The following is a 13,443-nucleotide window of genomic DNA, read 5'->3' as shown; positions in this document are numbered from 1 at the left end:
ATTGTAACTTTTTTAATTCTTTATTTTAGTTTGAAGAAATACTTCCTCCAGAAGATTTCTTTTTATCAATTCTCTTCGGATTTCCTCTGTAATCAATATCTCCGCCACTACTTGCTTTTGCGGTTAAAGATTCAACTACATGTACATCTATATCTGCGCCACTATTTACTTTTACGGTAGCATTTTTGCTTTCTAAACCGTAAGCTCTAATCGAACTTCCGCTTGTTGCTTTTGCAGAAAAATAATTTGCTTTTCCATTTAGTCTTAAATCTGCTCCGCTAGAAGAACTTGAATTTACAGTATCAGCATTTATATCAATTCTTGCATCTGCGCCACTACTTACATGTGCATCAAAAATATCAGCATTAATTGTGTTTTCTGTTACAACATCGCTTCCGCTAGTTGCTTTAATTGCGTTGATGTTTGGTGCAGAAAGATATATTTTTTTAGATTTTGCTCTTCTAATATTTCTTTTTGATGATATTTTTAAAACACCATTCACAACTTCTGTTCTAATTAGTTTGTGTAGGTTTTCATCAGCTTTTACAACTAAAGACAAATCACTGTCTTGTGTAATGTACAATTGAATTCCTTGACCAATTTCTATTTTTGTGAAGTCGTCATTAATTTTACGAGTTTCTGTAATTACATTTCTATTTCCTGTAACCGTGTTAATACCATCTAACATACAAGATGTAGAAACGGTTGCGATAAAAAGAAATGCGAATGCTTTGGTGATGATTGATTTCATAATTTTTATATTTTAAAATTCAAATGTCAATAGATAGCTGTTTTGAAACGAATTTTGGTTACTCAATTGTCGTTTTTTATTGACGAACTGTTATTCTTCGTCATTTTCTTCTAAGGCTTTTAGTTCTTTACTGTGCAATCCATCATCCGTCATTAGAAAATAATGGTTTACCATTCTTGGATCGTAGGTGTTTGTTGTATTTTCTATATTGTTCAAATATTTTTTTGTGGAAGTATCAAAATACACAGTTACCCCATTTGGAATAAATAATTTTATATATACATCTTCATCTTTAAAAGCATTTTTAAACTCGCTAATAAAATAAGCATCTAGCAAAATTTTGTTGTCTTCAATTTTATAATTGTACGAAATGCTTTCTGCATTTTTAGTTGCGTTTAATTTATTTCTTCCTTCAGAATATTTTCTAATTTGCAGATATGCTTTATCAGAATTGCTTTTTTCTACATCAATATATACATCGGTAGATGATAATTTCTTTTTATCATCAATATAAATTACCTCTACATTGTTGTTGCTGTATCTGTTGTCTTGAAAATAAAGATCATCACTTTTTACCATTTTTAAAGTAATTGTGTCATTTGCAACAGTAGTTAAATCAATGGTTTCAATTTTATTTCCATCAGCAGCTCTAGTAGTACCATATTCAATTCCTGTAAAAACAAGTGCTAAAACTGCAGCTAACCAAATGCCAAATAAGGTTAATGATGTTGCTTTGCTAAATTGTTTTACATTACTAGATAAGATTCTTAATCCTAATACAAACAGAATCAAGAATGGAATTCCGATTACTAAAAACGAACAAATCATTAATAACCAATAGGGCATTATTGAGTCATGGAAAAATGGTTGAAATATTGGGAAATCACTATCAAATCCAATAAATTCTAAACTTCCGATAGAAAATGCACCAATGATTAAAGAAATTAAAGTGATTGCGGCAACAAACATTAGAATCACTCCAATAAACTTACCAATAATTTTAAATATTGTAAGAATTATTGTGCCTAAAGTGTCTAAAAAATCTTGAAAACCCGATGTTGTTTTTTTGCTTCCTTTTTTTAAACCGTCATTTACTTTTGATGCACCATCTTTAATTTTACTAGAAACTTCGCTAGCACTATTTTTTATGGTTTCTGAAACATGACTAAATTCTTCGCGAATTTTTTTTTCAATATTATCAATGTTTACAGCTTCGCCTTCCATTTGTAATTTCTCTGCAGTTGTTTCTGCTTCAGGAATTACAATCCAAAGAATAACATATGTTATAATGCTAAATCCGCTGAACGCTAATAAGATAAATGCCAAACGAATCCAAACTGTATCTACATTAAAATAATGCGCAATACCAGATGCAACACCACCTAAAAATTTATCGTCTCCGTCTCTAAATAGTTTTTTGCCACTAGAAGTTCTTCTTCTTTGATAGTTATAATCTTCGTTTGCATAGCCTTCTTCTGCATCAGCATAATCTTCTGGTTGTCCCATAATTTTGATAACTTCATCAATATCACCTTCATTTACAACCTGACGTGCGTCTGTTATTTTTTCTGATAGCAACTCGCTAATACGAGCTTCGATATCTGAAATGATTTCATTTTTTCCTTGAGGATCATCGCTTAAAGATCTAGAAATAGAATCTAAATATCTTTTTAATTTTTGAAAAGCAATTTCATCTATATGGAAAAAGAATCCTCCTAAATTTATGTTTATTGTCTTATTCATTACTTTGTTTTTTTACTTGTTATTTGGTTTACAGCTGTTACTAGGTTTCCCCAGGTTTTGTCTAATTCTTTAGAAAACATTGCTCCGTTTTCTGTTAATACATAATACTTTCTTGGTGGGCCAGAAGTAGATTCTTCCCAACGATAGGTTAATAATCCTGCGTTTTTTAATCTTGTTAATAGCGGATAAATAGTTCCTTCTACTACAATCATTTCGGCACTTTTTAATGTTTCTAATATTTCAGAAGTATACGCATCGCCGTGTTTTAATATCGACAAGATGCAGAATTCTAAAACTCCTTTTCGCATTTGTGCTTTTGTGTTTTCTATCTTCATATAAAGAGTTTTATACGTGTTATTTAATAAATTTTATGGTCAAAGGATATTTGTAATTTTCTCCTTCTTTAGATTTTAAAGCTGCAATAATTATTAAAGCAATCTTTAACAAACCTAGAATTGAAATTAATGCCCCCATTCCTATGAATCCAAATAATCCAGTTCCATCACTAAAGTGAAAGTTAAAATCAAAGTCATTGTAATGGCGCATATGACTAAAAAATGAACTGAAAGCAAATGGAAGTATAGATAAACCTAAAATGAATACATATAAAGCGTAACTTATATTAAAGTTAACAGCTTCTTTTCCTTGTTCGTCTAAAAAACGACTTCTATCTTTCATAGTTTGCCATAATACTAATGGAACAATAATGCTACCAAATGGAATTATATATCCAGAAAATGCTGAAACATGGATTAAGAATGCGTTTGTGTTTTCGTTATTTCTACTCATTGTTTTATTTTTATATACTACTTGACTATGCAAATATATGTATAAAAGATGGTACTATGCAAAACAAAGTACTATATTTTTTTAAAATATTTTTAATTTATTGATTTATTTATCAATTAAAAATGCTTACATTGCTTGCTTATAAAGGGTTTTGTGAATTTTTATTTCAATTAAAAAAAAGCAATAATTTTTTATTTTTAAAAATTATAATTCAAAAGAAACAATCAAAATATGAAAATTACACCACGTAAAATCAATTTATATATGCTTTTTAAATTGCCTTCTGCATTTTTTTGTGGTGTTAGAGTAGTGTCAATTTCTGATACAAAAGCGGTTGTAAAAGTAAAACATCGATGGATTAATCAAAATCCGTTTAAATCGTTGTATTGGGCAGTTCAAGGAATGGCTTCTGAATTTGCAAGCGGAATCTTAATGATGGAAGAAATAAGAAAATCAAACAGAAAAATTTCGATGTTGGTTACGCATCAAGAAGGTCGTTTTACAAAAAAAGCGACAGGTAAAATTAATTTTACGTGTGAAGATGGAAGCTTGATAAAAGATGCAATTCAGAAATCTATTGAAACTGGAGAAGGACAAATTATTCATTTAAAAACTGGTGGTTATGATGCAACTGGAGAATTGGTTTCTCAGTTTGTATATGAATGGAGTATTAAAGTGAAAGAATAATCAATGTACAATTATCATTTATCACTAGAGTAGTCTATTGTACTATGTACGCTGCCATCTTTATTATATTTTGTCCAAACTCCAACTCTTTTATCGTTTTTATAATAATTAATTTTATATAATTGGCCACCAACTAGGTAGTAAATCCATTTGCCATCTTTTTTACCATTTAAATAATGTGTAGAACTAAATAACCTACCATTTTCCCAGTAACTTTTCCAATTACCATGTCTTTTATTATCCTTATAGTATTTAATTTGATCTAATGAACCATCACCATAATATGTTTTCTTAATGACAACATCATTGATTTTTTTATCAAAAGAATCTATATAATCTCTTTTATCAGAAATGTTTGAATTACCGCCCTTTTTTTCAATACTTTTAACAATAATAGAATTATCTAAATCGTGTATTTCTAAAGTCAGTTTTCTCGCTTTTTGTATTTGTAAACTAAAACTTTTATAATTTTCAGCTATGTTTTTATAGTTTTTACTTTTATTATTATTGTTGCTTGTTCTCACAAATCTATCAGTATAAACAGTCAGTTCTTTTAAATAAGTAAAACTATGATACAAGAGTCTTTGTAAATAGGTAGTTTTACTTCTCAACTTTTTATATTCATCTCCATTTTTGCTTCTCTGTAAAATGATCGTATTATTCTGAGCTCTTTTTAATATTCTAATGTATTCCTTGGCTTTGCTTTCAGCTTTTTTAGAATAATTATTCTTGTCGTATTTGTTTGTAGAACTAGCAATTTTGTTAATATAGTTAAGTAAAGTTTTCTTTCCTTTATATACTTTTTCAATATCAGTAAAAATTTTTCCTGCTGATTGAGATTGAATTGTTGAAAATGTTAAAAAACAAAATAGAAGAGTCACATTTTTTTTCATAAAATAAGAAGTTAGAAATCAAAAATATAAAAAAAAGGGAAGAACAAAAAAATACTTTTATTCCTTTCGCTTTTTTTATTTCTGTTTTATCGGTATCCAAATTTCTTCTTCAGAATTTGGATCGTTATTTTTATACTTCTCTCCCAAGACTTCAAAATGTGGTCTATCGTCTAATACATACTCTGAATTTGGAATCCATGTTCCATAAATATATTGAAAAATACTGGTGTCAGCACCAGAGCGTTTATGTTCAAAAACTGCATAAAGTCCCTCAGAAAGTAAAAATGTTTCCATGCCATTTGGTACAGCATTAAATTCTGAAACTTCTGTTAGTGCCCATTTTTCAAATTCTGCTTTAGGATTAAAAGATTGAAAATGAGTTGGATTATAGACTTGTAAACTAATGAAATCGTTAGATGTGTTGTTGGTTATTTCTTTGCGCCTTTGCATAAAACTTTTCCAAAGTTGGCCAGTTTTATTGTTAATTAACGACATTGTTATATGCAAACCAATTAATTTTTTTCCTGATAGCTTTTCTATTCTTGGTTGTAATTTTTCTTTATTTATTTTGTTTGTTCTTGTTTTGTCGATTTTAATTACCAACTCCTTTTTTCGGCTTTTTATTTAAACAAGTTTTATTCATTTGCTTTTAAAACTCGTAATAAATTACTTCCAAGAATTTTAACAATATCTTCTTCGCTATATCCTTTTTCTACCAACGCTTTTGTAATTACTGGATATGTAGTAACGTCGTCTAACTGCTTTGGTGTAAGATTTATTCCGTCAAAATCAGAACCAAGTCCAACATAATCAACACCAACTAAATTAACAATATAATCTATATGATCCATCAATTTAGATAAAGGTGGTCTCATTGCTTCAACTTCAGTATTGTATTTTTTGTACAGAAAATCCATTGTGTACCAATCATCTAGTCCGCTTTTTTTGAGCGAATCAGCTTCAATAGCATGTTTTTTTAGAAAATCCATTTCTTTTTTATCAAAACTATCATCAATAAAACCAGGATGAAAATTTACCATTATAACTCCGCCGTTTTTAGCAATCGCTTTTATTTGATCATCTTTTAAGTTTCTATGACTCGGTACAAGACTATATACAGAACTGTGAGAAGCAATTATTGGTTTTGTGGTGATTTCAATTACATCCCAAAATGTTTGATCTCCAACATGACTCACATCTACCATCATTCCTAATTCGTTCATTTTTGAAACGACTTGTTTGCCGAAATCTGTTAATCCTTTTTGTGCTAAATCTGGATTTGTAGTTTCATCTGCAGCACTTGTTGCCCAAGATGGAGCAACATTATGTGTTAAGGTTAAATATCTTGCTCCACGATAGTAAAGCGCTTCTAATTTGGTAAGATCATCTTCAATCATATGTCCGCCTTCTACACCAAACAAAGCTGCAATTTTATGTTCTTTTACAGCTTTTAAAATAGCTGCATAATTTGCTGCTTTGGTAATTTTAGTTGGATTTCTAGCAACTACAGCATCTAAACTGTCCATTTCTCTGTTAGCAATTGCAAAAGCATTTTTCACACCACCATCTGTATAGACAGAAAATATTTGAACATCTAAACCTCCAATTTTCCATCGATCTAAATCGCTATGCGTTTTTCCGGTTAAATCTTGATCAAAAATAACTCCGTTGTCAACAGCTTTCATTAAAATGTCATTATGAGTATCAACCACAATAGCATTAAAATGAATGTCTTTATAATTTTTTGATTCAGGTTTTTTATCTGTTGCTGTTTTGCAGGACGATAAAACAACAAGTAATATTAGTAAATATCTCATAAGTTTTAATTCAGGATTTTGCACCAAGTTAGTAAAAAAAGAGCAGTCAAGTTTTGGTTTTATTCTTTAGATTTTAATTCAGATCTTTTGCTAAGTTGCCACATTAAAATTCCGCCTGTAATAAACATCCAAATAGAATATGCTGCAGTTGGAATTGCCATTTCTATATTGTTTAAGATAGATGTTGCAATAACAAATGCTAACGTTCCGTTTTGTATGCCGCTTTCTACAGTAATTGAAATAGCATTTTTTATATTCAGTTTAAATAATTTGGCTGTTAGAAAACCCAATCCCATTGTTAGGATATTTAATAGTAAAGTAACAATTCCAACTTCTGACATTGCTTTACCAATTAAACTAAAGTTAGCAGTTAATACAGCAATAAACACTAAAATAAAAATAACGGTTGATGCAATTCGCATTGGTTTTTCCATTCTTTTAGCAAAATTAGGTTTAAACTTTCTAATCAACATTCCAATAGAAATTGGAATTACTGTAATTACCATTATTTGTAAAATGGTATCTAGAATTGGTAATTTAATAGTAACATCTGTGCTTGTACCAAAAAATGCTAAAGCATATGATAAAATAAACGGAATTGTAAGAATGCTTATAATACTAGCAATTGCAGTTAATGTAACTGATAAAGCAATATTTCCTTTACAAATTTGTGTGATTAAATTACTTGTTGGTCCACCAGGACAAGTTGCTAAAATTAGTAATCCGACAGCCATAACTGGACTTAAATTAAAAATAATGGCAAGAGAAAAACCAATGATTGGTAAAAAGATAAGTTGATTGGTCATGCCAATTAAAATAGCTTTAGGATATTTTATAATTCTTGTAAAATCGGCAAGAACTAATGTCATTCCCATACCAAGCATAATAATTGCGAGTGATAAAGGTAAAAACACTTTGCTTAAAAGTTCGGCAACAGTCATAAGTTGTAATGTATTAATGTTCTCTTGTAAAAAAGAGTTAGGTTGTAAAGCAACTAATTTAGGAAATTAAATTTGAAACTTCTGAAGATGCCAAAGAGCGTAATTTTTTTTGGAAGTGAATAGTAGAGAGTTGTCGAAAAATAAGTTTTAAAAAAAGGCTCTAAAGTTTAATTTAGAGCCTTTTAAGGTTAATGTGATTTTATACTCGAGATTTACGTTTTTTCATTTTTTTATCTTCAAGTTTTTTTAAAATTTTTTCTTGCCTTTTATCGTTTATTTCTTTCTTCGTTAGCTTTTTTCTTAAAACTGCCATGATATAATATTTTAATTACTAATAAATAAAAACATCACTAAAACTCCAAATAAGTACATTATTTTAGTTGTGAGTAGTAGCACTCAATATGTTTTGATTGAAAAGCTTTTTAATAAATAATGTAATAGAGTTGTTCAGACACACTCACGGTGTCTGATTAATCGTGGAAGATAACTTTGCGTTGTAGCATAACAAGATAATAATAAGAACAAAATAACCTGTAGACTAACTTATTGTAGTAGTTTTTTTGGTGTTTTGTTATTTGTTGCATTTTAATATTATCAATAAATTAGTGGTAATAAAAGCCAAACATAGCCATAAAGTTTCAACTTTCCTAATTTACAAATAGAGTTTAACTATTCTGTTATAGAGTCTATTAAAATAGTCAACATATCAATAGCAGCTTGTGCAATTTTTGTGCCTGGACCAAAAACTCCAACCGCACCAGCATCAAATAAAAATTGGTAATCTTGTGCAGGAATTACGCCACCAACAATCACCATAATATCTTCGCGTCCGTATTTTTTTAATTCAGAAATAACTTGCGGAACCAACGTTTTATGTCCGGCAGCTAACGAAGAGATTCCTAAAATATGAACATCATTTTCTACAGCTTGTTTTACTGCTTCTTTTGGAGTTTGAAATAACGGACCAATATCTACATCAAAACCTAAATCTGCATAACCGGTTGCCACCACTTTTGCGCCTCTGTCATGACCATCTTGCCCTAATTTTGCAATCATAATTCGTGGACGTCTTCCTTCTGACTTAGCAAAACTATCTGCTAACTCAGTTGCCTTTTTAAAGGTCTTATCTTCATTTATTTCTTTACTATACACACCAGAAATGGTTTTATGAACTGCTTTATGTCTTCCGAAAACTGCTTCTAAAGCATCAGAAATTTCGCCTAATGTTGCTCTGTTTCTTGCGGCAATAATTGCTAATTCTAATAAGTTTTCTTCGCCAGATTTTGCAGCTTCAGTCAAAGCTAACAAAGATTTTTCAACTTCGGTAGTATTTCTTTCAGATTTTAGTTTGTTTAATCTTTCTATTTGTGACAAACGAACGGCTTCATTATCAACTTCTAAAATATGTAAAGGATCTTCTTCTTTTAATTGATATTTATTTACACCAACAATTACATCTTGTCCACTATCAATTTTTGCTTGTTTAATTGCCGCAGCTTCTTCAATACGCATTTTCGGAATTCCTTTTTCAATAGCTTTGGTCATTCCGCCTAATTCTTCCACTTCTTTAATCAATTCCCACGCTTTGTTGGCAATATCTTCTGTCAATTTTTCTACATGAAAACTTCCAGCCCAAGGATCAACTGTTTTAGTAATATTGGTTTCTTCTTGTAAATAAATTTGTGTATTTCTTGCAATTCTTGCAGAAAAATCTGTTGGCAAAGCGATGGCTTCATCCAACGCATTTGTGTGTAAACTTTGCGTTCCGCCAAAAGCTGCTGCCATTGCTTCAATGGTAGTTCTGGCAACATTATTAAACGGATCTTGTTCTGTTAAAGACCAACCGCTCGTTTGACAATGTGTTCTTAAAGCTAACGATTTTTGATTCTTTGGATTAAATTCTTGAACAATTTTTGCCCACAACATTCTTGCTGCTCGCATTTTTGCAATTTCTCTAAAATGATCCATTCCAATTGCCCAGAAAAAAGAAAGGCGAGGAGCGAAGCTGTCAATATCCATTCCAGCTTCAATTCCTTTTTTGATGTATTCTAATCCGTCTGCCAATGTGTATGCCAATTCAATTTCTGCAGTTGCTCCGGCTTCTTGCATGTGATAACCAGAAATAGATATCGAATTAAATTTTGGCATTTTATTACTTGAGTATTTAAAAATATCAGCAATAATTTTCATGGATGGAGTTGGCGGATAAATGTACGTATTACGCACCATAAATTCTTTTAATATATCATTTTGAATGGTTCCAGAAAGATTTTCTGGTGCAACTCCTTGTTCTTCTGCGGCAACAATATAAAATGCTAAAATTGGTAAAACAGCGCCGTTCATTGTCATAGAAACCGACATTTTATCTAACGGAATTTGGTCAAATAAAATTTTCATGTCTTCAACAGAATCGATGGCAACTCCGGCTTTTCCAACATCGCCTTGCACACGTTCGTGATCAGAATCGTAACCTCTATGAGTTGCTAAATCAAACGCAACAGACAATCCTTTTTGTCCAGCTTCTAAATTTCTTCTATAAAAAGCATTGCTTTCTTCTGCGGTAGAAAATCCTGCATATTGCCTAATCGTCCAAGGTCGGCGAACATACATAGTAGAATAAGGTCCACGTAAAAAAGGAGGAATACCTGCAACAAAATCTTCGTGAAAAAAAGTTGTCTCATCTTGATTTTTAGGAGTTGATAAAGAAATATTTTGAAGATTTTTTCTATTCATTTTTTTAAAACTTTACAGCTTCATTTTATTATACATTTTTTCTCCCAAAGATTTTATTTTTCTATTAATTTTATTAATTTTTTGATACATTAAAATTAAATAAGTAGATGTTAATAACACTAAAAGAATACTGATAACTAAAACTAAATTATAACTGTTTCCAACAATTTTATTCAGTTTTCCGTCTAACAAAGCAATAAGAGCAAAACAAAAAAAGATTAACCCAAAGATTGAATATGGTATTTTCTTTTTTGTTTTTTTAACCAATTTTTTTAATACTCGTTGTTTTGTTTCGTATTCAATTACTATTTTTTCTTTCTCCACAATAATAGTTTTGTTCAGAGTCTATTCTGCTTTTTTCAATAGCCTCAGATAATCGTCTTTTTATTACGGGAGATAATAATGTTTTGATCGGTTTTATTTTGATAAACGGATAAATTTCAATTTCATTTTTCATAGAATCATTTTTATTGGCTTGTTTATTTGTGCCAATTAAAACGATTTCTTTTTTGTCGAATTTTTCTTGTTCTTTGTTGGCGCTTTCTGTAATTTTTCTTTGGATAACTCCTTGTTTTAATTGTTTTAAAAAACCGCCAGATTTTTCAATATCTTTAAATATTTGTAATGTTTTTTCTGCTAATTTATTGGTAATACTTTCTATATAATACGAGCCATTTGCAATAGTATTTGCATTTTCTAAATTGCTTTCTTGCTGTAAAATTAGTAATTGATTTCTAGAAATACGCTCTCCAAACTCATTTTTTTTATGAAAAACACAATCATAAGACAAATTATTAACTGTATTTGCACCTCCTAAAATGGCACTCATACATTCTGAAGTTGTTCTTAACATATTTACGTTATAGTCGTAAATTGTTTTATTTCTTTGTGTTGGTTGCGCAAAAATATGTGCGTTTGCCTCAGTTACATCGTATTCTTTTAAAAGTGATTTCCAGAGAATTCTAAACGCTTTTATTTTAGCTATTTCGAAAAAATAATTGCTTCCAACGGCAAAATTAAAATGAAATTTATGTGCAATTTCTTTTCCAAAATGATTTAAATATTCGTTGGCATGAGCCAAAGCATACGCTAATTGTTGCGTTATTGTTGCTCCAGCATTTTGATATAAAGTAGCGTCAATTCCAACTGAATTATTACAAGAGTTTACAATAGCTTCAAAAGCTAAATGATCTGCTTTTAAATTCGTGAACCAATTTCCGCTTTGTGCTAAATTGTTGATAATATCAACCTGAATAAAACAATTTTTAGAATCGATAAACTTAGAAAGTTTATTAATAAATGTAGCATCTAAAAAATGAAACCTAAAATAAAGTTTCGTTTGTTTTGTGTCAATTTTTTTAAGAACAGCTTTGTAATCGAAGGTTTTTTCTACAATAAATTCAATTGCATTTGCACCTTTTTCTAAAGCGTTTAACGCAATATAATTTGCTATTTTTTCATCATTAATAAAAATAGATTGAGAGATATTACAATTGAATTTAGCTTCTGTTGAGTTGCTGTTTTTTCTGTCTTCTTTTGTGTAAAATGGTTTTACAACAATATCTTCATCAGTTTTCCATAAAAGTGTTTCGTTATAATCAGCACCTTTTAAATCAACTTGAATTTTTTGTTTCCAAGCTGCGGCAGATGTTGTGTTAAAATGTTTAAATAACGTTGAACTCATTATTTTTTTATGGTATCAAATTCTATAATATAAATATCTTCATTTTCTTTCTTCATCAAATATTGCTCTCTTGCAAATCGTTCTATTTCTACAGAATCTTCTAAGTTTTTTATGGTTAATTTATCTTCTTCAATCTTTTTTTTGTAAAATTCTATAGCAGTTTCTAATTCATCAATCTCTTTGTTGAACTCTTTGTGAACAAGATAAGAATTTTCGTCAAAAAAAAACATCCAAACAGAAAAAGCAATTAGTATAATTACATATCTGTTGGTGAAAAATCTGACAAACTTATTTTGTTTTAACTGCTTAAAAGTCATTATAATTTATTGCTGATTACAGTTCTAACTATATCTATAGCAACATTATTATGTCTGTCGTTAGGAATTATGATATCGGCATAATTTTTTGTTGGCTCAATAAACTGTTGATGCATTGGTTTTAATGTGTCTTGATATCTACTTAAAACTTCGTTAACATCTCTGCCACGTTCATTAATATCTCTTCGAACTCTTCTAATTAATCGTTCATCAGTATCTGCGTGTACAAAGATTTTAATGTCAAAAAGATTTCTTAATTCTTCATTATTAAAAATTAAAATTCCTTCAACAATTATTACTTTTCTTGGATGCGTTTTTACAACATCTTTAGTTCTGTTGTGTGTAACAAAAGAATATACTGGTTGATTAATAGTTTTACCAGATTTTAATTTCTTTAAATGTTCAATAATTAATTCGAAGTCAATAGCTCTTGGATGATCAAAGTTTATTTTTGTTCTTTCATCATAACTTAATTCATTAGTAGCTTTGTAATAAGAATCTTGTGAAATAACACAAACTTCATCTGTAGGAAGCTCTTTTATTATTTTATTTACAACAGTAGTTTTTCCGCTTCCTGTTCCTCCAGCAATTCCAATTATAAGCATGTAGATAAGGTTGTTTATGTGTGATAATTGTGAACAAATTTAATAAAAAATCATTCAAGTGTAAGCATAAAAAAAGTCCTTTCTTTTGAAAGGACTTTAAAGAGCCGATGAAGGGACTCGAACCCCCGACCTGCTGATTACAAATCAGCTGCTCTAGCCAGCTGAGCTACATCGGCTTTTGCTTATTTTTAAGCGTGGCAAATATATTATCATTTCTGATATTGACAAACTATTTTTTATTTTTTTTTCTCTAATACAATTGCTTCAGGTTTTGAAGAAAAATTAGTTTGATAAACGATATTCCAATCTTTTACTTTTGCTGTAAATCCTTTATGGCTAAATAAGTGTTCTTGAAGTCTTTCTTTTACATTTTTGCTAGTATAACCAACATAGTGTTTTTGAAGTGATATAGAAAAAAGAATATAAACGGTAAACATTTTTCTAAAACAAGAAAAAAGTTGAATATAAATAAAATATTCAACT

The 13,443-nt window shown here is 29.6% G+C and carries 15 protein-coding genes and 1 tRNA gene; 1 reads left to right on the top strand and 15 read right to left on the bottom strand.

Features of this window, described 5'->3' with window-relative positions; translation table 11 throughout:
• Positions 1-25: 25 nt before the first annotated feature.
• The 4 genes from ABDX67_RS05415 to ABDX67_RS05400 form a co-directional block, all read right to left on the bottom strand.
• Positions 26-751, bottom strand: coding sequence for a head GIN domain-containing protein (locus tag ABDX67_RS05415; protein ID WP_347173943.1), 726 nt, complete (start codon positions 749-751; stop codon positions 26-28).
• A gap of 90 nt (positions 752-841) precedes the next feature.
• A complete protein-coding gene (locus ABDX67_RS05410; protein WP_347173942.1) occupies positions 842-2,494 on the bottom strand; it encodes a PspC domain-containing protein in 1,653 nt (550 codons plus the stop codon).
• On the bottom strand, positions 2,494-2,829 hold the full coding sequence (locus tag ABDX67_RS05405) for a PadR family transcriptional regulator (protein ID WP_347173941.1): 336 nt from the start codon (positions 2,827-2,829) through the stop codon (positions 2,494-2,496). The genes ABDX67_RS05410 and ABDX67_RS05405 overlap by 1 nt, the downstream gene beginning before the upstream one ends.
• Before the next feature lie 19 nt (positions 2,830-2,848).
• Entirely contained in the window at positions 2,849-3,283 is a 435-nt protein-coding gene (locus tag ABDX67_RS05400) for a DUF4870 domain-containing protein (RefSeq protein WP_347173940.1), read from the bottom strand.
• A gap of 231 nt (positions 3,284-3,514) precedes the next feature.
• Between ABDX67_RS05400 and ABDX67_RS05395 the strand changes: the two genes are divergently transcribed.
• Positions 3,515-3,970, top strand: a complete 456-nt coding sequence (locus tag ABDX67_RS05395; protein WP_347173939.1) for a DUF4442 domain-containing protein — start codon at positions 3,515-3,517, stop codon at positions 3,968-3,970.
• 14 nt (positions 3,971-3,984) lie between these two features.
• On the opposite strand, the gene ABDX67_RS05390 is transcribed toward ABDX67_RS05395, so the two are convergent.
• From ABDX67_RS05390 to ABDX67_RS05340, 11 genes are all read right to left on the bottom strand, one after another.
• Complete coding sequence (locus tag ABDX67_RS05390) at positions 3,985-4,863, bottom strand: toxin-antitoxin system YwqK family antitoxin (RefSeq protein WP_347173938.1); 879 nt, start codon at positions 4,861-4,863, stop codon at positions 3,985-3,987.
• A gap of 75 nt (positions 4,864-4,938) precedes the next feature.
• Positions 4,939-5,466 carry a GyrI-like domain-containing protein gene (locus tag ABDX67_RS05385; protein ID WP_347173937.1) on the bottom strand — a complete coding sequence of 176 codons (528 nt, stop codon included), beginning with the start codon at positions 5,464-5,466 and terminating at the stop codon, positions 4,939-4,941.
• 32 nt (positions 5,467-5,498) lie between these two features.
• On the bottom strand, positions 5,499-6,680 hold the full coding sequence (locus ABDX67_RS05380) for a dipeptidase (RefSeq protein ID WP_347173936.1): 1,182 nt from the start codon (positions 6,678-6,680) through the stop codon (positions 5,499-5,501).
• Positions 6,681-6,739: 59 nt separating this feature from the next.
• Positions 6,740-7,621 carry a bile acid:sodium symporter family protein gene (locus ABDX67_RS05375; protein ID WP_347173935.1) on the bottom strand — a complete coding sequence of 294 codons (882 nt, stop codon included), beginning with the start codon at positions 7,619-7,621 and terminating at the stop codon, positions 6,740-6,742.
• 669 nt (positions 7,622-8,290) lie between these two features.
• Entirely contained in the window at positions 8,291-10,354 is a 2,064-nt protein-coding gene (gene scpA, locus ABDX67_RS05370) for a methylmalonyl-CoA mutase (RefSeq protein WP_347173934.1), read from the bottom strand.
• 12 nt (positions 10,355-10,366) lie between these two features.
• A complete protein-coding gene (locus tag ABDX67_RS05365) occupies positions 10,367-10,678 on the bottom strand; it encodes a hypothetical protein (RefSeq protein ID WP_347173933.1) in 312 nt (103 codons plus the stop codon).
• Positions 10,653-12,038, bottom strand: a complete 1,386-nt coding sequence (locus ABDX67_RS05360) for a methylmalonyl-CoA mutase subunit beta (protein ID WP_347173932.1) — start codon at positions 12,036-12,038, stop codon at positions 10,653-10,655. The genes ABDX67_RS05365 and ABDX67_RS05360 overlap by 26 nt, the downstream gene beginning before the upstream one ends.
• Entirely contained in the window at positions 12,038-12,355 is a 318-nt protein-coding gene (locus ABDX67_RS05355) for an FtsB family cell division protein (protein ID WP_347173931.1), read from the bottom strand. Before ABDX67_RS05355 ends, ABDX67_RS05360 begins: the two co-directional genes overlap by 1 nt.
• Positions 12,355-12,960 (bottom strand): uridine kinase, encoded by a 606-nt coding sequence (gene udk / locus ABDX67_RS05350; protein ID WP_347173930.1) that lies wholly within the window; start codon positions 12,958-12,960, stop codon positions 12,355-12,357. The genes ABDX67_RS05355 and udk overlap by 1 nt, the downstream gene beginning before the upstream one ends.
• A 102-nt stretch (positions 12,961-13,062) precedes the next feature.
• A tRNA-Thr gene (locus ABDX67_RS05345) sits at positions 13,063-13,136 on the bottom strand.
• 60 nt (positions 13,137-13,196) lie between these two features.
• Positions 13,197-13,397 carry a GIY-YIG nuclease family protein gene (locus ABDX67_RS05340; RefSeq protein WP_347173929.1) on the bottom strand — a complete coding sequence of 67 codons (201 nt, stop codon included), beginning with the start codon at positions 13,395-13,397 and terminating at the stop codon, positions 13,197-13,199.
• Positions 13,398-13,443: the final 46 nt, after the last annotated feature.

It is taken from the genome of Polaribacter uvawellassae, assembly GCF_039748955.1.
Taxonomy (GTDB): domain Bacteria; phylum Bacteroidota; class Bacteroidia; order Flavobacteriales; family Flavobacteriaceae; genus Polaribacter; species Polaribacter uvawellassae.
This window is presented reverse-complemented; position numbering and strand designations above follow the sequence as displayed.